The organism is Streptomyces sp. NPDC054783 (genome assembly GCF_053611725.1).
Genome location: NZ_JBSHAY010000011.1, coordinates 132,052 through 150,154 on the forward strand (window position 1 = coordinate 132,052; position 18,103 = coordinate 150,154).

The following is an 18,103-nucleotide window of genomic DNA, read 5'->3' on the forward strand; positions in this document are numbered from 1 at the left end:
TGCGACTTGAAGAGAGTCTCATGACGTCATTGACCACGGATCCACTGCTGTGGATCTTGCTGGTGGTGCTCGTCGCTGCGGTCGTCGCAGTGATGCGAGCCCGGAGAACCAACATGGCGCTCCGAAGAACGAGAAAGGATCTCGAGGCAGGACTGGGACAGGCCCGCGGCGACGTCGGGCAGCTCCACACGCACGTCGCCGCGCTGACCGCACAGCATCAGCGTGACCTGGCCGACGTACGGGCCGACGCGGAGGCTTCGACCAAGGCGGTGCTGAAGTCCGCGATGGGCACGCTCCAGTCGCTCGCCGAGGAACAGCAGGTCCTCCTGGACAGCCTGCTGAGGAAGTACGGCGACACCACGGACGTCCTGGCCGACCTGATGACGGTCGACCACACCGGCAGCCAGTTCGGCCGCCGCGCCAAGGGCATCTCCGTGCTGTGCGGCGGATGGCTGGGCCGGCGCGAGGGCGCCGCCACGGTCTACGACGTCGCCCGCAGCGCCCAGGGCAGGATCAAGGACTTCGACCGGGTCAGCGTCCACTCGCAGGTCAACGTCTCCCTCGTCGGCAAGGCGGTCGAGCCCGTCGCCGTCGTACTGGCCGAACTGCTGGACAACGCGACGACCTACAGCGCGCCCGGAACGCCGGTCGAGGTCAACATCCAGACCGTGCCCACCGGGGTCTGCTACATCGTCGACGACGCCGGACTGGGCATGGACCAGGAGACCAAGGACCGGGCGGCGGCCCTGCTGTCCGTGGACGGCCCCGTCGACATCACCGGTCTCGGCGATCCGCCGCGGTTCGGCTTCGCCGTGTGCGGCATGCTCGCCGCCCGCTACGGCTTCGCCGTCTCCGTCGGTTCCGTTTCCCCCTACGGCGGAGTGCGTGCAGTGATTCGTGTGCCCGAAAGTCTCCTCTCGGCCGACACTCCTGCCCCGGCGGCCGGCGCCCAGAACGACCAGGACGCCGCGGCCCCGGAGGCCGCGCCCCAGCGACTGGCGCCGGTCCCCGTCGTGGGCCCCTCGCACGTGGTGGGAACGACCACGGGAGGTCTGCCCAAACGCCGGCGGCGCAGCGGCTCCGTCACCGTGGTCCCGGCCCCCGACACCGGCCAGGAGGGGGCTGCCGAGCCGGCCAGCGAGGTGACGGCGTCGCGGATCGGGGCGTTCGCGCGCGGAACTCACCTCGGGCGGACCACGCAGACCACGGAAGGACCTGACAACCAGTGAAGATCGACCTGTCCTGGGTGCTGAACGACGTGCTCGAAGTACGCGGAGCCCGGCACGCGATCCTCGTCTCGGGAGACGGGCTGCTGTTGCAGCGCTCGGACGACATCGGGCGCGACGATGCCGAGACGAACGCCGCCGCGATGAGCTCGATGCAGTCGCTGAGCCGTGCCGTCGCGGGGTTCGTGGGAGCGGGACACGGAATCTGGAAGCAGACGCTGCTGGAGTACGACGGCGGCTGGATCTTCCTGATCGCCGCCGGCCAGGGCTCGTACCTGGCCGTGTCGGCCGCGCTGGACGTCGACATGGAGGCCGTGTCCTTCCGCATGCAGAAGACGGTGGTCGCCCTGAGCAAGGCGATGAGTGTGGGGCCGCGCTCGGAGAACGGTGCCGCGGTATGACCAGGCCCGGCGAGGAGGCCTCCGTCACCAGCGAGTTCGTCCGCTCCTACGTCATCACCGGCGGCCGGAGCCTGCCGGCCGCGGACGACCTGGCGCTGCACACCCTCGTCACGCTGGCTCCCGAGCGGACCTCTCCGCTGGGGGCCGGCCCCGAGGTGATGGCGATCTGGCAGCTGTGCGCGGGCGGCTACCTGTCGGTAGCCGAGGTCGCGGGCCACGTGGGCCTGCCGGTGGGAGTGGCCCGGCTGCTGCTGACCGATTTATTCGAGCAGGGCCACCTCCTGCGCCGCGCCGAGCCGCCCCGGGCTCAGAACGTTGACAGAGCGACCCTCGAGAAGGTTCTGCATGGACTCCAATCCCTCATCGGCTGAGACGGCCCCTGGATCCATCTACGTCTCCAGCGCGGTGACCAACGCTGCCAAGATCCTTGTCGTCGGGCATTTCGCCGTGGGCAAGACGACCTTCATCGGCTCGCTGTCGGAGATCACCCCGCTGCGCACCGAGGAGAAGATGACGCAGGCGTCCCTCCACGTGGACGACCTCAGGGGCGTGACGGACAAGACCACCACCACCGTGGCCCTGGACTTCGGCCGCCTCACGCTCAGCGACGACCTCGTGCTGTACCTGTTCGGCACCCCGGGACAGCAGCGTTTCATGCAGCTGTGGGAGGACATGGCCCGCGGCGCGCTGGGGGCGTTGCTCCTGGTCGACCCGGGCCGGCTGGAGGAGACCTTCCCCGTCATCGACCTCGTCGAGCGGTACGGCCTCGAGTACGCCATCGCGGTCAACGGCTTCGACCCGGGCACGGTCTACGAGGAGGCGGAGGTGCGCGAGGCCCTCGACCTGCTCCCGGACACCCCCGTGATCTACTGCGACGCCCGCGACCGGCAGTCCTCCGCCCACGCGCTGATCGCGCTCGTCCGTCACCTGCTCACCCGAGCCGCCTGACCCGCCCATCCGCCCGGGCCGTCTCCCCCCGGACCACCGGCCCGGAGCCAGCAGAAGGAACCCCATGGACCGCCAGTCAGTCCCCGCCCCCGCCGGCGCCAGATGCCCCATGCACGACGCCGCGTTCGCCGCCGACCCCCACCAGGTCTACGACCGGTTGCGCGCCCGCGGTCCGGCCGGACCGGTCGAACTCGCCCCCGGCATCGACGCCACACTGGTCGTCGACCACGAGACGGCCCTGCGCGTGCTGCAGAACACCACGCTCTTCGCCCGGGACTCCCGCCGCTGGAAGGCGCTGAACCAAGGGCACATACCCCTGGACCACCCGGTCCTGCCCATGATGGCGTACCGGCCCAACTGCCTGTTCACCGACGGCGCGGTGCACCTCAGGCTGCGCAAGGCCGTCACGGACAGCCTGGCCCGGCTCAACATCACCCGGATCCGGCGCGACGTCGAGCCCATCGCCGACTACCTCATCGACCAGTTCTGCGAGCGCGGCCGCGCCGACCTCCTCAACGACTACGCCAAACTGCTGCCGCTGCTGCTCTTCAACAAGCTGTTCGGCTGCCCGGCAGACATCGGTGACACCCTCACCAGCTCCATGTCGGCCATCTTCGACGGCAAGGACGCCCTGCGCGCCAACGAGGAGCTCACCGCCTGCCTCATGCAGCTGATCGCCCTCAAGCGCCGGCAGCCCGGCGACGACGTCACCTCCTGGCTGATCCAGCACCCCGCGGGACTGACCGACGAGGAGCTCAAGGACCAGCTGGTGATGCTGATGGGCGCCGGCGTGGAGCCCGAGCGCAACCTGATCGGCAACGCCCTGCTCCTGCTGCTGTCCCCCGACACCAGCGGACGCGACTCCGGGCTGCTGATCGAGGAGGCGATCGATCACGTGCTGTGGAATCAGACGCCCATCGCCAACTACGCCACCCACTATCCGGTCCAGGACGTGGACCTCGGGGGAGTGGTGGCCGAGGCGGGCACGCCGGTCGTCATCAGCTTCGCCGCCGCCAACACCGACCCCGCGCTCACCGAGGCCCGCCGCAAGCACAGCAAGGGCGCCCACCTGGGCTGGGGAGCCGGTCCGCACGCGTGCCCGGCCAAGGACCCGGCACAGGTCATCGCCGTCACCGCGATCGAGAAACTGCTCAACGCCCTGCCCGACCTGATGCTGGCAGTCCCCGAGAAGGACCTGGAATGGCGGCCGGGCCCGTTCCACCGGGCGCTGGTCACGCTGCCCGTGGCCTTCAGCCCTGCACCGGCCACCCACATCGCCTCCGCGCTGCAGAGCCGGACCGTCCCCGCCGCAGGGGAGCAGCCGCTTCCGACGGCACCGGGCGCCGCCGCCCGCCAGGAGCCGGCCAGGAAGAAGGGCTTCTGGAGCACCTTCCTGGACATCTTCCGGGTGTGACGCCTGAGATGTGGTTGTCTCATGTGCGGCATGTGACGGGAGCAACACTGTCGGGCGCATGACGAAGGAGAGGGGAAGGGTAGGTTCCGGCGGTAACGGTAGCGCCCAGCAACAAAGGAGCTTCGCGTGACCGCCGTTGGCGTCATACGCGGTACAACCCCCACCGACCGCCGAGCCGTCATCCCCCTCCTTCGTCGCCTCCGCTCCGCCGAGGGCCAGGCCAACCCCTTGCCCGTCTGGGACGGACTGCGCGCACTGGGCGAAGTGGTGCCTGCTCCCTGGGGCGGGTACTTCGTGACCGGATTCGACGCCTGCGACCAGATCCTGCGCGGCAGGGACTGGCTCGTGCCGGATTTCGCCTGGCAGCAACGCCGGCCGGACATGGCTCGCTGGCAGGACCCGGCGACCCGGGAGATGACACGGACGCTGTCCCGCCTGAACCCCCCCGAGCACACCGCGCGGCGCCGCGCCCTGGGCAACCTCTTCGACCGCGGCACCCTCGAGGCCGTGCGACCCCGGATCGCCGCCCATGTCACCGAGCTCCTGGACCGCCTCGCCTTACAGCTGCGGACCCACGGCGAGGCCGACTTCGTCACCACGGTCGGCGACCAGCTGCCCATCCACACCGTCGGCCACTGGCTCGCCATACCGGCCGAGCACTATCCGCACATCCTGGACTTCACCCACCGGCAGGTCCACGCCCAGGAACTGATCCCCACCAAGAGCGAGCTGGCCGTCTCGGCCGAGGCCACCCTGGAGATGCAGGCCTACTTCACCGGCCTTGTCGCCCACCGGCGCGCCCACCCCGGCCACGACGTCCTCAGCGGCTGGATCCGCTACTGGGACGCCCAGTACCCCGACGACCGCGCGGCGGCCGATCAGATGCTGTACGACCTGACGATGTTCATCACCATCGCCTCCCTGGAGACCACCGCGACACTTCTGGCCAACGCCGTGTGGTTCCTGACCCAGGACCCGGCCCGGGCCGACCGGCTGCGCCGGCATCCCGAGCACGTCGACGACGCGATCGAGGAGACGCTGCGCTACGACCCCCCGATCCACCTCAACTCGCGCTTCGCCGCCGACGACACCGTCCTCGCCGGTGTTCCCATCGCCAAGGACACCACCGTCCACGTCCTGTACGGCGCCGCCAACCACGACCCGCGCCGCAACCCGGACCCCCACCTCTTCGACATCCGCCGCAAGGGCGCCCACCTCACCTTCGGCGGCGGCGTCCACTACTGCCTCGGCTCGGGCCTGGCCCGCCTGGAGGCCCGACTCCTGCTCACCCACCTGCTGGAACGATTCCCCACCCTGCGGCCGACCGCGGGACCGACGTATGCGAACCGGATGGTCTTCCGGCGCATCACCTCCCTGAAAGTGACGACATGACCGCCCTCCCCCTCACGACCCCCCCGGCCGGCGCCGTACGGCCGACCCTGCGGACCCACCGGGAGGGTCCCGTCCTCACCGTCGAACTGAACACCCCCGAGCAGGGCAACACCGTCACCGACGCCCTGCTGGACGACCTCCTGGCGGTCCTCCAGCAGCAGGACCCGGCCGTCCGGGTGCTGGTGCTCACCGGGAGCGGTGACGACTTCTGCCTCGGCGGGGACCGCGGCGAGTCCGCCCGGCACCTCGCCCACGATCCCACGGGCAGCGCCATCCGCATGTCGGGGGCCAAGGCGCGGCGCGTCTGCGAGGCCCTGACCTCCAACCCGGCCGTCACCATCGCGCGCGTCCACGGAAAGGCCATCGGGGCGGGCTTCGCCCTGGCGCTCGCCTGCGATCTGCGGGTCGGATCCGAGGACGCGACCTTCCGGCTGCCCGAACTCGCGCTCGGGCTGCCCACCGCGTGGGGCGGCCTCCTGCCGCGCCTCATCAACGAGATCGGCGCCGCCCGCGTCCGCGAGATCGTCCTCACCGGCCGCGCCATCACCGCGGCGGAGGCCCAGTCCCTGTCCATCCTGCAGAAGGTCGTCCCCGCTCACGAACTGGACGCGGCCGTCGCCGCCTGGGCCCGGCCCATCGTCCGCCGCCCCCAGGCCGCGCTGCGCGTCACCAAGACCCTGCTCAACTCGCTCTCCGCGGCCTCGCGCCTGGCCGATGTCTCCGCACTGGACGCGGAACTGATGGCAGCGGTCATCACCGAGTCGCACCACGCCCTCGGCACCGGCTGATCAACGCCTCGCCAGGCGCCGGTCCAGGGACGTGACCGCGTCACGGAAGGCGCGCCCGAGGCCCACCCGGGCCAGCCCGAGGGCGAACCGGAACGGCGCCGACCCGTCCGCGGCGAAGGTCCACTGCACCCGGGTGCCCGTGCCCCGAGGAGCCAGGCGCCACTCCTCGGCCAGGGCGTGGACGCCTGGCGCGTTGGTGGCGTCGACGCGGTAGGCGTACACCTCGGGCGCCTTGGCCGCGAGCACCGTCTCCTCGAACCGCGTCCCGCCCCTGAGCCGGATTTCACGCCCCGCGCCGCCGTCGGTGGCACGGGCGAGCGTCACCGCCGAGAACCACTGCGTCCAGCCGGACACGTCCTCCGCGAGCGCGCGGAAGACCTGCTCGGGGGGCGCGGAGACCTCCCGCGCGAAGACCAGACGTACGGGCGCGGCCCCGACGAAGTCGAGGTCCACCGGGCGCAGACGACGAGCCATGGACGTAACCCCCTTGTGCCACTCCCGCCGGAGCGGTCGACCGGGCGGCCACCATAGCTGACAGACCCTCAGATGTCTGCGTCGTCTTCCCCGGGCTCGCCCGCCACCACCACCCGCAGGTGCTCGGAGATCTCCGCACGCGCCTCGGCGGGCAGGCCCGCATCGGTCACCAGCGTGTCCACCTGCTCCAGCGCCGCGAAGGAACTCAGGCCCACCGTGCCCCACTTGGTGTGGTCGGCGACCACCACGACCCGGCGCGCGGAGTGCACCAGCCGCCGGTTCGTCTCCGCCTCGGCGAGGTTCGGCGTGGACAGCCCGGCCTCGACCGATATGCCGTGCACACCGAGGAACAGCAGATCGAAGTGAAGGGCGGCGATCGCCTGGTCGGCCACCGGTCCCACCAGCGAGTCCGACGGGGTGCGCACGCCGCCGGTCAGCACCACCGTGGCAGCGCCCTGCCGCTGCCCCGAGGTGCGCTGTGCCGCGTGGAAGACGTCCGCGACCCGCACCGAGTTCGTCACGACGGTCAGGTCCGGCACCTCCAGCAGCTGCTGGGCGAGCGCGTACGTCGTCGTACCGCCGGACAGGGCGATCGCCGTGCCCGGGGTGACCAGCTTGGCGGCTGCGCGCGCGATGTCCTCCTTGGCGGTCAGCTCCAGACCCGACTTCGCCTCGAAGCCGGGCTCGTGCGTGCTGGCCTCGACCACCGGCACCGCACCGCCGTGCACCTTCTCCAGCACACCCTGGCGGGCGAGGGCGTCCAGGTCACGGCGTACCGTCATGTCCGACACGCCGAGCTTGCGGGTCAGTTCGTTGACCCGCACACCGCCCCGGCGCCGGACCTCGTCCAGGATCAGGGCGCGGCGCTGCTCCGCGAGGAGGTTCTGATTCTCACTCACGTACGCTCCGGTCCTTTCGCCGCAGTCCGTCCGACACGCCCGGTGCACCGGCCCCGACCAGGAGGTTCCGGTCGGCCGGAGATGCGCGGGCGTCCCATCTTGTCACGGGTCGGCACCGGTTGCGCCATCACCTGTCACGACGCGCACATGCCACATCCGCCAGGCCCGCCCCGGCCGGTGCCACACGGATCGGGGAGATTCCGTGACGAGAGGTGTACGACACCCCCGGACCGGAGATCCTGAAGCCCGCATCGACACTGTCCTTCTGTGCGTCACGGGGGTGCGAGAACGGTGGACCACGCACAGGAACGCCGCGGCGCGCGGCAGCCGGACGCCGAGCTGGAACTGCTCGTGCACGGGGTGGGCGGCACCACTCCCGAGAAGATGCTCGGCGACCCGCGCACCGTCCGGGTCACCGGCGACGACACGGCCGCCGTCTTCCGGCGCGCCGAGGACGCCGGGGCCGGGAAAGAACCCCTGGACCGGCCGGTCCAGGAGGCGTACGTCTGGTGCAACCTCACCTCCGGCGACAGCAGCCGCGCCCTGTGGCTGTTGCTGCTGCCGTTCATGGTGGTCAACCTCGCCCACTGGATGCGCCCCGCCGCGCCCGGCCGGCACCGCACGGTCCGCCTGTACGGCCTCCTCGTACGGCTTGCCGCCCTCAGCCTGACCGTGCTGCTGGTGGCCGCCGCCTGCGAGGTGGCCCTGGACCTGGTGGCCTGGCAGTGCGCCGGCGTCCGGTCCTGCGCCCACCGCCACTCCTGGCTGGCCTTCCTCGCACCCCCGGCGTCCGTGACCCCCGGCGGGCACACCACCTGGTGGAGCCTGCCCGGCCGCCGGCTCGCGCTCGCCGCACTCGTGCCGACCGCGCTGACGGCCCTGCTCTGGTACCTCTCCCGCCGGACCTGGAGCGCGTACGAATCCCATCGGCCCATGGCCCACGAGCCCGAGCCGGACAGCGACGGCAGCGCGCTGACCAGGCCCGGCTTCTGGTACGGGCGCCGTCTCGTGGCCCGGCTGCGCGCCGCGCACACCGCCGCGGCCCTGCTGACCGTCGCCGCCGCCGTCGCGGCCCCCGCGGTCCGCTTCGACCACCGGCCCGGCGGCCCCGCCGCCCTGGACATCCTCGGCCGGCTGCTCACCGCGGCCCTGCTGGCCTGGGCGGCGGCTGCCGTGGGCGTCGTCTGCCGCCGCGGCCGCAGCGAGAACCGCCTCGACCAGCAGCTCGACCGGCACCTGGTACGCCTCCTGCCGCTCGGCGCGCTCGCCCTGCTGCTGCTCACCGTGGTCTACGCCGGCTGGACCCGGCCCGGCTGGCGGTCCACCGGTCGGCTGCCGGGCGACCCCGCCTTCGGCGCCCTCATGCTGTCCCAGGGGCTGCTGGTAGTCGCGCTCGCCGTCGTGGCCGGGTGCCTCCACCGTCGCACCTCCGATCCGCGCGCCGGCATGCGGGGCCTGGGCGGACCCGCCGTCGCGCTGCTCGCCTGCGCGCTGGGCGGCGTGATGTCCGGCGGGGTCGCGCAGCGCGTCGCCGACTGGCTCGACGGCACCCACGCCGCGCTCCCCGGGCCGCCGGTCCTGCTGACCTGGCAGGCGTCCACCATCCCGCCGGTCCTCGCGGTGCTGCTGCTCCTCGCCGCCCGGCTCGGCCTCGGCACCGCCCGGCTGGCCCGCGCCGAACGCGACCGGATCCGCCACGAGCATCCCGGCGAACCCGAGGACCCGGGCCGTACCCGCGCCATCGCCCACGTCCGCGCCATGGCCACGCTCACCGACCGGGCGCCCCTCGTCGTCGCCGTGCTCACCGCGACCACTCTGCTACTCGGCGCTGTGGCGCTGGCCGGCGCGCTGGCCACCCGTAAGACCCCCGACGGAGCCGCCCGCCGCACCTACGACGCCCTACAGGCCCTCGCCGAGACCTCCCAGACACTGGGCTCCTGGCTGGTCGGCCTCGGCTTCGTGCTCTTCGTGACCTGGGGCAGGCGCGCCTACAAGGACGCCTCGGCGCGGCGCACGATCGGCATCCTCTGGGACGTCGGCACCTTCTGGCCGCGCGCCGCGCACCCCTTCGCACCGCCGTGCTACGCCGAGCGCGCGGTACCGGACCTGACCTGGCGCATGGCCACCTGGACGCAGCACACCGGCGGTCGGCTGGTGCTCTCCGGCCACTCCCAGGGCAGCGTCCTGGCCGCGGCCGCCGCCTGGCAGCTGCCCCCGTCCGTCCGCGGCCGGATCGCGCTGCTCACCTACGGCTCCCCGCTGGAACGCCTCTACGGCCGCTGGTTCCCGGCCCACTTCGGACCGCCCGCGCTCGCCGCCCTGCACCGCGACGTCGCCTGCTGGGGCAACCTGTACCGCAGCACCGACCCCATCGGCGGCCCCGTCCGCGTCCCCGACGACGACATGCCCGAGGTCGACCACGGCCCCCTGCGGGACCCGCTCGCCTACGGCCGCACGCCCGCGCATCCCCTCCCGGCGCCCATCCTCGGCCACTCCGACTACCAGGCCGACCCCGTCTTCGCCCGGGAACGCGCCCGCCTGCTGGGCCGGCTGCGCCCGGAGCTGCCGGGGCCACGGCCGGAGCCCACGGAGCACCGGGCCGACACCGGCTAGGCCGTGTGCTCGACGTACTCCAGCACGACTCCGCCCGGGTGCCGCACCGTCGCGTTACGACCGGTGGGCACCTCCCGCGGCCCGTCGAGAACCTCCCCGCCGTGGGCCGTCACGAGCGCGTGCAGCCCGTCCACGAGCACCGTGCTCTGCACCAGCCGGAACGGGGCGAGGGCCTGCTCACTGCCCCCGACCAGCAGAAAGCCGCCGATGCTCGCGACCTCCACATCGCCGTACGAGAAGCGTGTACGGACGTCCTGGCCGGTCAGCTCGCGCAGAGCGGGCAGCGCCCCGTCCAGGTCGTCCACGTAGAGCCGGGCGAGCGTCGCCGGCGCCTTCATCCGCGTCCTCCGGAAGCTCGTGCGAAAGGCCGGGGTGCCGGAGTGCTCAGGGCAGCTCCGGAAGGTCCTCCGCGTACAGCAGGGTCAGATCGTCCGTGCTGGGGTCCGCCAACTGGGCGACACGGCTCGCGTGCCGTTCCACCATCGCCTCGAAGGTCTGCCGGGCGGTGCGGCCGTTGCCGAACGCCGGGCCCTTCGGGATGGCCGTGAAGTACTTCAGCAGCGCCTCGGACGCGCCCGGCCCCAGCCGGTACTCGTGCTCGTCGGTCTGCTGTTCCACGATCCGCAGCAGTTCCTCGGGGCCGTAGTCGCCGAAGGTGATGGTGCGGGAGAAGCGGGAGGCGACACCGGGGTTGACGGAGAGGAAGCGCTCCATCTCCGCCGTGTAGCCGGCGACGATCACCACCACCGCGTCCCGGTGGTCCTCCATCAGCTTCACCAGAGTGTCGATGGCCTCCTTGCCGAAGTCACGTCCGGCGTCCTCCGGGGACAGGGCGTACGCCTCGTCGATGAACAGCACACCGCCGCGCGCCTTCTCGAACGCCTCCTGGGTGCGGATCGCGGTGGAACCGATGTGCTCGCCGACCAGGTCCACCCGAGACACCTCCACCAGGTGTCCCTTCTCCAGCACACCGAGGGAGGCGAGGATCTCGCCGTAGAGCCGGGCGACCGTCGTCTTGCCGGTGCCGGGCGAGCCGGTGAAGACCAGATGCCGCTTGACGGAGGCTGCCTTCAGGCCCGCCTGCTGCCGGCGCCGGCCCACCTCGATCATGTCGGTCAGCGCCCGCACCTCGCGCTTGACGCTCTCCAGGCCCACCAGCGCGTCCAGTTCCCCCAGCACGTCCTTCGACGTCCGCACCGGTTTCCCGGGCTCGGCGACGGTGACCAGGGGTTCCTGCTCCGTGCTGCGCTGCCCGGGGATCGAGCCGAGCAGCCCGGGGGAGTGCGACACGGTCTGCACGACGGTCTCGCGGACCGCGGGCCGCCGCATGCCGCCGCTCTCGTCGCTGGTGCAGTCCTCCACGACCGGGCCCGCCCCCGACGCGGCGTCCGGTCCGGCGTCGGCGAACTCGTAACCGCCGCGCGCGCAGCGCTCCGTGCGGCACTTGCGCAGCGTCGCCCGGCAGCCGTCGATCACATGGAAGCCGTATCCGGCGCTGCCGCTGACCCGGCAGTTCAGGAAGCTGCCGCGGCCGCCCGCGGAGACGTAGAAGCCGGCTTCGGCGGGGGAGTCGACCGTGCAGCGCTCGATGGTCGGGTCGGCGCCCTTGGTGACGATGACGCCGGTCTGGGTGCCGTCCAGGGAGCAGTTGTTCAGCGTGCCGCCGCTGCCGTGGTCGCGGAACCACGCTCCGGTCGCCGCCTCCCGGATCCGGCAGTCGTCGAGTTGCGCGGTCGCCCCGTCGCTCACCGACACCGCCGTGTTGCGCACCTGCGACAGGTCGCTGTCCACGACGTCCGCGCGCGAACCGCGGTCCAGCACGAACAGGGCGTCCGGCACGTCGTGCACCCGGCAGGAGTCGAGGACGGCCGTCGCGCCGTCGCTGACCCACACCGCCGGATAGTCGCCCGTGCTGTCGAAGATCTCGCACTGGTGGGCGTCCACCCGGGTGCCCGGATCCCACACCGACAGGCCGTTGCGCCCGAACTGACGGACCGTCGTGCGGGTCAGTGTGAGCACCGAACGGGAGCGCAGGTCGACCGCGTTCTCCGGGATGTCGTGGATGCGGCAGTCGGCGAGCGTGAGCACCGCGTCCGTGTCCAGGGTGACGCCGTCGGCGGTGGTGCGGTGCACATCGCAGTCGGTCAGATGCGCCAACGCCCGCTGGGTGACCTGCACACCGGAGCCGCGCACCTCGTAGATCTCACAACCCACCGCCTCCAGCGCGGAGTTCTCGCCCGTCACGGTCACCCCGGTGCCCGACGCGTGGTGCACACGGCAGCGCTCCAGGCGCGGATGCGCACCGCCACGGACGGCCACGCCCGCCTGCCCGGCGGCGACGACCTCGCACTCCTCGAACACCCCGCTGCCGCCGTCGAGTACGGCGACGCCGATGCCGGCCGGGTTGTCGACGGTGCACCGGCGCACGGTCGGCCGGGCGCCGCCGCGCACCTCGATGCCCGCGGCGGACCGGGTCACGATCCGCACGTCCATCAGTTCGGGCGTGCCCTCCTCGACCAGCAGTGCGGGCGCCGCCGCGTCCTGGCCCTCCACGTGCAGGTCCTGCACCACGGCCGAGGCGCGCACGGTGAGCGGCACACCGTCCACGGGCGCGATCCGCACCGAACCGGGGGAGCCCTCGGGGCCACGGAGCGTCACCGCCCGCTGGACCACGAGGTTTTCCCGGTAGGTGCCCGGGGCGATGGTGAGGACGTCGCCGTCGGCGGCGGCCTCCAGGGCAGCGGCGAGCGAAGCGTACTCGCCTGTGCGGCGCCGCCACCGCGACGTACCGGTGTGCGTCACCTGGACCGTGCCCTGTGTCATGGCGTTGCTGTGCCCCCACCTCGTCGTACTGATGGCTCGCTCCCTCGGGGGACCTGCCGTCGGCGCCGGGACCGCGACCGTGCTCAGCCCCTGGGGCTGGTGCGCGTTCGCGCTCCCGAAAACCTGCGCGTGCCCCTGCGGTTCGCTCACCCGCGGGTTGTCGCCGAAAGCGCTTCGGCCGGTCCACCGTAGCGTGTGCGTGCACGGTGGGTTGACCAGAGCCGGAAGGCCGTCAGCAGCCGGTGCCCGCCTTGCCCCAGTCCGGGCCCGCCCGGTCCCAGGCCTGGTCCCAGCGTGCGTACCGGCCGCGGAGCATGTGCCACAGGGCCAGTCGCCTGCCGCTCTCGACCAGGCCCGTGGCCAGCAGCGCCGCGCCGATTCCGGCGAGCACCGCGTGTGTCGTGGCGGTGAGGGAGTCCAGCGGGCGCGTCGCTATTCGGCCGTGAGGGTCGGTCCAGAGTCCGAAGTGGTCGCCCGGGTGCGGGGACTTGAGGTGCGCGAGGGCCGTGCCGTGCCGGAGGCTGCCGTCCGGCGCGGTCCAGTCCGCGAGGACACGGTTGCGGGACTCGCGGGCCGCCGTGGTGTCGGGGTCGGTCTCCAGCGGGGTCTCGCCCAGGTCACGCACCACCGTGGCCGTGACGAGGTGGCGCGTGTGCCGCTGTTCGCGCACGGAGCGCTGCAGCGAGGCCTGGGCGGCGGCGCCGACCAGACAGCCGGTCACGGGCGCTGCCACGGCCATCAGCACCAGCGCCACGAGGGCCACCCATGCCTCGGCCAGGTCGGTCGCGCGGCGCAGCGGATTGTGCCGCCAGCGCCACAGGCCACTGATTGCCCGCACGTCCCCACCCCCTTTCGCTCCGTCATAACCCCCGGCGGAGGAGCGCATCCGCAGCCCGGAGCAAGAGAGAGCGACATCACGTCCACCGCGAGCGGTCACGCACGCGGCTTCTCACGCATCTCTCATGCCCTCCCAACGACCGGGACCCGTCCCGGGTTCCCCCGCCACCGAATCGGAGTCGCGCTCTACCCCAGCACCCGCACCGGGTCCCCGACCCTGATCGTGCCGCGCGAGAGGGGTACGAGGTTCTGGCCGAAGAGCAGCCTCGATCCGACCTTGCGGTGCAGCGCCAGGGTGCGCAGGGGCTCCCGGCCGCGTACGGCGGTGTCCTGGTCGACGGTGGTCACGACGCAGCGTCCGCTCGCCTTCGCGATACGGAAGACCACCTCCCCTATGGAGATCCGGGACCAGTGGTCCTCGGCCCAGGCCTCGGTGCCGGCGATGACGGCGTTCGGCCGGAAGCGGTTCATCGGCAGCGGACCCTCGGCGGCGTGCGCGCCCCCGGCGATCATGGAGTTCAGGGCGTCGAGGGAGGCCGTCGTGGTGACCAGCAAGGGGTAGCCGTCGGCGAAGCTCACCGTCTCGCCGGGCAGGGCGTACTCGGGTTCGACGGGGCGGCGGGTGGCCGGATCGTCCATGTGGACCAGGCGGACGTCCGCTCCCAGATAGGTGCTGCACCAGGCGTGCGCGGCAGCGTCGGCCGGGACCGCCTCGACCTTCGTGCCGAACACGTTCACCGGCACGGTTCCGGCCGGCTCGGGCACGGACACCGTCAAGGGTGCCTGGCCGGGCGCGGAGAGGCGAACGCCGCCGCCGGCCAGAGGCTCGGCGGCGGCCAGCGCGAGGCGCGACTGTTCGCGCTGTGTGACGACCTTTCCCCCGTCGTCGATCAGCGTCCAGCGCCGGTCTCCGGCCAGGCCCCAGGGCTCCACCACAGCCTCCCGGGTTGTGTGACCCCGGAACGCCTTGACCGGATGGACGTGGATCGACTGCAGTTCGGCGTTTCCCATGCCGCCATCGTGCCAGGAGGCACTGACAGTGACAGGGCGCCGGTCAGTAGCCGCGGTACTGCTGGTTGTTGTACGGGTCCTGGTAGGGAGCCGGGGCGGGCCGCGGAGCGGCGGGGCGCATGGCCTCGTAACCCGTGCCCATGCCCATCGGACGCTGCTGCTGCGGGGCCTGCGGGCCGGGGTAACCCCGCGGGGCGGTGGCCTGCTGCGGGATGTACGCGGCGGGCGCCTGCTGCAGGGGTGCGGGCTGCGGCATGTGCGGGTAGCCGTAGGCGGGAGCCTGCGGGGAGGGTGCCGCTGGGAGGGCGGGCAGGGCCGACGGCAGGGCGGGCAGGTTGCTGCCCGTGTCGTAGGCGGCGGGGACCCGGATCGGGGCGATCTGCGGGGTGCCGCGCTCGGCGACGAGCGAGTCGTAGATCGGGGTGTCCGGGAAGGAGGCGGAGTAGTAGCCGCCACCATAAGTGGAGCGGGGGGAGGTCATGGCACATAAGTTAAGCCCACGATGTGCTCGTTGGGGAGACCGATAAGAGGGTTGTTTTCCGTGCCTGCAGTGACCGGGGATCCCCAATCTGAGCGAATTCGGCAAAAAGGGACGTCGGGCCGCGTTTTAATCGTGTAAAGGGCGAGTTCCTGCGGGGTTACCGGCAGTTGACCGGGGATCTTCCTGCGCCGGTCGTGGGCGTTCGCCGTACCGACGAATAGGTTGTGCGGGTAGCGATGACCTGGACGACCGAGGGTGTCCGGAAGCCGACACGGATGGGGGCGGGCATGTCCATGCTGAAAGGGGCGAACGCGCCGGTGCCGAGCACGGCACTGCGCGTGGAACTGGGCTGGCGCTCGGGACCCGGCGTGCCCGACGCGGACGCCTCCGCGTTGCTGCTCGCCACCGGGAAGGTCCGCTCCGACGACGACTTCGTCTTCTACAACCAGCCCGCCCATCCCTCCGGTGCCGTGCGCCACGAGGGCAAGCAGGCATCCGGCGCGGGAGTCACCGAGAGTCTGTCCGTCGACCTCGCGCGCGTGGAGGGCGCGATCGAGCGGATCGTCCTCGCCGCCTCCGCCGACGGCGGGACCTTCGGACAGGTCCCCGGCCTCTACATCGAGGTGACCGACGCCGTGAGCGGCCAGGCGGTCGCCCGCTTCGACAGCCCCGGCGCGACCGTGGAGACGGCCTTCGTGCTCGGTGAGTTCTACCGCCGCCAGGGCGGCTGGAAGTTCCGCGCCGTGGGCCAGGGCTACAGCAGCGGACTCGAGGGCCTGGCAACGGACTTCGGTATCACCGTGGACGAACCCCAGCACGCAGCGCCGCCCGCCGCGCAGCGCCGGGCGACACCGGCCCCGCCTCCCGCGTCCACCTCGATGGCCCCGCCCCCGACGACTCCGTCCGCACCCGTGCCCCCTCCGGGAGCCCGGCCGGTCCGCCTGTCCAAGGTCACCCTGACCAAGACGGCGCCCTCCGTCTCGCTCGCCAAGCAGGGCGGCACCTCCGGTGCCATGCGGGTGAACCTGAACTGGCAGATGCACAAAGACCTTTCCGGCTGGGGCGGCCGGTGGGGAGGCGGGCGAGGGGCGCTGGACCTCGACCTGTGTGCCCTGTACGAACTCGCCGACGGCCGCAAAGGCGTCGTACAGGCTCTCGGCAACGCCTTCGGTTCGCTCGACCGGCCGCCGTACATCCACCTCGACGGCGACGACCGCACCGGTGCCGTGGCGAGCGGCGAGAACCTCACCATCAACCTCGATCACCGGCAGGACTTCCGGCGCATCCTCGTCTTCGTCACCATCTACGAGGGCGCCAGCTCCTTCGCCGACCTGCACGCCACCGTCACCCTCCAGCCGCAGCACGGCGCCCCGATCGACTTCTCCCTCGACGAGTGCACCGTGCCGTCCACGGTGTGCGCCCTCGCCCTGATCACCGACACCGGCGGCGACCTCCTGGTGCAGCGCGAGGCGCGGTATCTGGTGCCGGAGCGCGGAGTGAGCCCGCAGCGGACCATAGACCGCGCCTACGGATGGGGCATGAACTGGACGCCGGGCCGCAAGTGACCGGGCTCAGCCCTCGTCGGGCACGGCATCGGGACGGGCGTACGTGCGGCCCTTCCAGGCGGCGCCGCGCCCCCGGTAGTGCTGCACGGCCGAGTCGACCGTCATCAGGAGGTACAGCAGCGCGGTGAACGGCAGCAGCGGAGCGAACCACAGCGGCTGCCGGTAGTAGCGCAGCATCGGCACGTACGTCCCCGCCATCACCGCCCACGCCAGAGCGCCGACGACCGCCGTCACCGCAGAGCCGCCCGCCGCTCCGACGACCACCGCGGCGGGCGGCACCAGGTACACCAGCGCCAGCCCGGCGACCGTACCGAGGAGCAGCAGCGGGTTGTGCCGCAGCTGGGCGTAGGCGCTGCGCGAGACCATCCGCCACAGGTCGTGCAGCCGCGGATACGGCCGCACGCTGTCCACCCGGTCGGCCAGCCCCAGCCAGACGTGCCCGTCGGCGTCCTTCACCGCGCGGGCGAGCGCCACGTCGTCGATGACGGCCTGCCGGATGCCGTCCGGGATGCGCGCCTTCTCCGCCATGCCCGCGCGCAGCAGGACACAGCCGCCCGCCGCCGCTGCCGTACGCGATCCCTTCCGGCCGATCCACCGGAAGGGATACAGCTGCGCGAAGAAGTAGACGAACGCCGGGACCACCAGTCGCTCCCACGCGCTCTCCACCCGCAGCCGCGCCATCTGCGACACGACGTCGAAGCCCCCGGCACGGGCCGCGGCCACCAGCGTGCGCAGGCTGTCCGGCGCGTGCGCGATGTCCGCGTCCGTCAGCAGCAGATACTCGGGATCACGCGCGCGTGCCAGGCCGATGCCGTGCCGGACCGCCCACAGCTTGCCCGTCCAGCCCGCCGGCGGTTCACCCGGCGAGGCCACGGTCAGCGGCAGCCCGCCCTGCCGCCGGGACAGCTCGCGGGCCAGCTCCCCGGTGCCGTCGGTGCTCCCGTCGTCCACCAGGAAGACCTCGGCCCGACCCGGATAGTCCTGCGCCAGCAGCGACGGCAGGCTCGCGGGCAGCACCGCGGCCTCGTCCCGGGCCGGTACGACCACACAGACCGACGGCCATGCTTCCGGTTCCCGGCGCGGCGGCAGCCGGACGTCCGTGCGCCAGAAGAAGCCCTGGCACAGCAGCAGCCGGCACCAGGCGGCCAGCGACACGACGGTGATCCACATCAGGGCGCTCACGCCCGAAGTCTGCCCCACCCCACAGGCCCGCAGGGCCCGATCGTCTATC

Annotated in this window: 17 protein-coding genes; 9 read left to right on the plus strand and 8 right to left on the minus strand. The window is 72.3% G+C overall.

From position 1 onward, the window contains the following. Positions 1-20: 20 nt before the first annotated feature. The 7 genes from ACWGJ5_RS21000 (at position 21) to ACWGJ5_RS21030 (ending at position 6,169) form a co-directional block, all read left to right on the plus strand. A complete protein-coding gene (locus ACWGJ5_RS21000) occupies positions 21-1,229 on the plus strand; it encodes an ATP-binding protein (protein ID WP_453311172.1) in 1,209 nt (402 codons plus the stop codon). After that, positions 1,226-1,627 carry a roadblock/LC7 domain-containing protein gene (locus ACWGJ5_RS21005; RefSeq protein ID WP_453311173.1) on the plus strand — a complete coding sequence of 134 codons (402 nt, stop codon included), beginning with the start codon at positions 1,226-1,228 and terminating at the stop codon, positions 1,625-1,627. Before ACWGJ5_RS21000 ends, ACWGJ5_RS21005 begins: the two co-directional genes overlap by 4 nt. Next, entirely contained in the window at positions 1,624-1,998 is a 375-nt protein-coding gene (locus ACWGJ5_RS21010; RefSeq protein ID WP_453311174.1) for a DUF742 domain-containing protein, read from the plus strand. Before ACWGJ5_RS21005 ends, ACWGJ5_RS21010 begins: the two co-directional genes overlap by 4 nt. Further along, the gene (locus tag ACWGJ5_RS21015) at positions 1,973-2,575 is read left to right on the plus strand and encodes a GTP-binding protein (RefSeq protein ID WP_453311175.1); all 603 of its coding nucleotides are present in this window, start codon (positions 1,973-1,975) and stop codon (positions 2,573-2,575) included. The genes ACWGJ5_RS21010 and ACWGJ5_RS21015 overlap by 26 nt, the downstream gene beginning before the upstream one ends. 109 nt (positions 2,576-2,684) lie before the next feature. After that, positions 2,685-3,989, plus strand: coding sequence for a cytochrome P450 (locus ACWGJ5_RS21020; protein ID WP_453311301.1), 1,305 nt, complete (start codon positions 2,685-2,687; stop codon positions 3,987-3,989). A 126-nt stretch (positions 3,990-4,115) separates the two neighbouring features. After that, complete coding sequence (locus ACWGJ5_RS21025; protein WP_453311176.1) at positions 4,116-5,381, plus strand: cytochrome P450; 1,266 nt, start codon at positions 4,116-4,118, stop codon at positions 5,379-5,381. Further along, complete coding sequence (locus ACWGJ5_RS21030; protein ID WP_453311177.1) at positions 5,378-6,169, plus strand: enoyl-CoA hydratase/isomerase family protein; 792 nt, start codon at positions 5,378-5,380, stop codon at positions 6,167-6,169. Before ACWGJ5_RS21025 ends, ACWGJ5_RS21030 begins: the two co-directional genes overlap by 4 nt. Here the strand turns inward: ACWGJ5_RS21030 and ACWGJ5_RS21035 are convergent, their stop codons facing one another. After that, the gene (locus ACWGJ5_RS21035; RefSeq protein WP_453311178.1) at positions 6,170-6,643 is read right to left on the minus strand and encodes an SRPBCC family protein; all 474 of its coding nucleotides are present in this window, start codon (positions 6,641-6,643) and stop codon (positions 6,170-6,172) included. Between the two features lie 68 nt (positions 6,644-6,711). Beyond that, positions 6,712-7,542 carry a DeoR/GlpR family DNA-binding transcription regulator gene (locus ACWGJ5_RS21040; RefSeq protein WP_055705365.1) on the minus strand — a complete coding sequence of 277 codons (831 nt, stop codon included), beginning with the start codon at positions 7,540-7,542 and terminating at the stop codon, positions 6,712-6,714. 291 nt (positions 7,543-7,833) lie between these two features. On the opposite strand from ACWGJ5_RS21040, the gene ACWGJ5_RS21045 reads away from it, so the two are divergent. Continuing rightward, entirely contained in the window at positions 7,834-10,155 is a 2,322-nt protein-coding gene (locus ACWGJ5_RS21045; protein WP_453311179.1) for a hypothetical protein, read from the plus strand. Here the strand turns inward: ACWGJ5_RS21045 and ACWGJ5_RS21050 are convergent. The 5 genes from ACWGJ5_RS21050 to ACWGJ5_RS21070 form a co-directional block, all read right to left on the minus strand. After that, a complete protein-coding gene (locus ACWGJ5_RS21050) occupies positions 10,152-10,493 on the minus strand; it encodes a VOC family protein (RefSeq protein WP_453311180.1) in 342 nt (113 codons plus the stop codon). The two genes, ACWGJ5_RS21045 and ACWGJ5_RS21050, sit on opposite strands and share 4 nt — an antisense overlap. A gap of 46 nt (positions 10,494-10,539) precedes the next feature. After that, a complete protein-coding gene (locus ACWGJ5_RS21055) occupies positions 10,540-12,978 on the minus strand; it encodes a right-handed parallel beta-helix repeat-containing protein (RefSeq protein WP_453311181.1) in 2,439 nt (812 codons plus the stop codon). A gap of 232 nt (positions 12,979-13,210) precedes the next feature. Next, positions 13,211-13,816, minus strand: coding sequence for an Rv1733c family protein (locus ACWGJ5_RS21060; RefSeq protein WP_453311182.1), 606 nt, complete (start codon positions 13,814-13,816; stop codon positions 13,211-13,213). Between the two features lie 185 nt (positions 13,817-14,001). Continuing rightward, entirely contained in the window at positions 14,002-14,826 is an 825-nt protein-coding gene (locus ACWGJ5_RS21065) for an MOSC domain-containing protein (RefSeq protein WP_453311183.1), read from the minus strand. A gap of 43 nt (positions 14,827-14,869) precedes the next feature. Next, a complete protein-coding gene (locus ACWGJ5_RS21070) occupies positions 14,870-15,307 on the minus strand; it encodes a DUF6643 family protein (RefSeq protein ID WP_453311184.1) in 438 nt (145 codons plus the stop codon). 293 nt (positions 15,308-15,600) lie between these two features. Here ACWGJ5_RS21070 and ACWGJ5_RS21075 point away from each other — a divergent pair, with 293 nt between their 5' ends. Continuing rightward, entirely contained in the window at positions 15,601-16,872 is a 1,272-nt protein-coding gene (locus ACWGJ5_RS21075; protein WP_453311302.1) for a TerD family protein, read from the plus strand. A gap of 6 nt (positions 16,873-16,878) precedes the next feature. Here ACWGJ5_RS21075 and ACWGJ5_RS21080 read toward each other — a convergent pair whose 3' ends face one another. Further along, positions 16,879-18,042 carry a glycosyltransferase gene (locus tag ACWGJ5_RS21080; protein ID WP_453311303.1) on the minus strand — a complete coding sequence of 388 codons (1,164 nt, stop codon included), beginning with the start codon at positions 18,040-18,042 and terminating at the stop codon, positions 16,879-16,881. Positions 18,043-18,103: the final 61 nt, after the last annotated feature.

What these genes read in the sequence shown, in the direction of transcription:
- ACWGJ5_RS21000 (WP_453311172.1), top strand. Translation starts at nt 21, where the DNA reads ATGACGTCATTGACCACGGATCCACTGCTGTGGATCTTGCTGGTGGTG.
- ACWGJ5_RS21010 (WP_453311174.1), top strand. Translation starts at nt 1,624, where the DNA reads ATGACCAGGCCCGGCGAGGAGGCCTCCGTCACCAGCGAGTTCGTCCGC.
- ACWGJ5_RS21015 (WP_453311175.1), top strand. Translation starts at nt 1,973, where the DNA reads ATGGACTCCAATCCCTCATCGGCTGAGACGGCCCCTGGATCCATCTAC.
- ACWGJ5_RS21020 (WP_453311301.1), top strand. Translation starts at nt 2,685, where the DNA reads ATGCACGACGCCGCGTTCGCCGCCGACCCCCACCAGGTCTACGACCGG.
- ACWGJ5_RS21030 (WP_453311177.1), top strand. Translation starts at nt 5,378, where the DNA reads ATGACCGCCCTCCCCCTCACGACCCCCCCGGCCGGCGCCGTACGGCCG.
- ACWGJ5_RS21035 (WP_453311178.1), bottom strand. Translation starts at nt 6,643, where the DNA reads ATGGCTCGTCGTCTGCGCCCGGTGGACCTCGACTTCGTCGGGGCCGCG.
- ACWGJ5_RS21050 (WP_453311180.1), bottom strand. Translation starts at nt 10,493, where the DNA reads ATGAAGGCGCCGGCGACGCTCGCCCGGCTCTACGTGGACGACCTGGAC.
- ACWGJ5_RS21055 (WP_453311181.1), bottom strand. Translation starts at nt 12,978, where the DNA reads ATGACACAGGGCACGGTCCAGGTGACGCACACCGGTACGTCGCGGTGG.
- ACWGJ5_RS21065 (WP_453311183.1), bottom strand. Translation starts at nt 14,826, where the DNA reads ATGGGAAACGCCGAACTGCAGTCGATCCACGTCCATCCGGTCAAGGCG.
- ACWGJ5_RS21070 (WP_453311184.1), bottom strand. Translation starts at nt 15,307, where the DNA reads ATGACCTCCCCCCGCTCCACTTATGGTGGCGGCTACTACTCCGCCTCC.
- ACWGJ5_RS21075 (WP_453311302.1), top strand. Translation starts at nt 15,601, where the DNA reads ATGCTGAAAGGGGCGAACGCGCCGGTGCCGAGCACGGCACTGCGCGTG.
- ACWGJ5_RS21080 (WP_453311303.1), bottom strand. Translation starts at nt 18,042, where the DNA reads ATGTGGATCACCGTCGTGTCGCTGGCCGCCTGGTGCCGGCTGCTGCTG.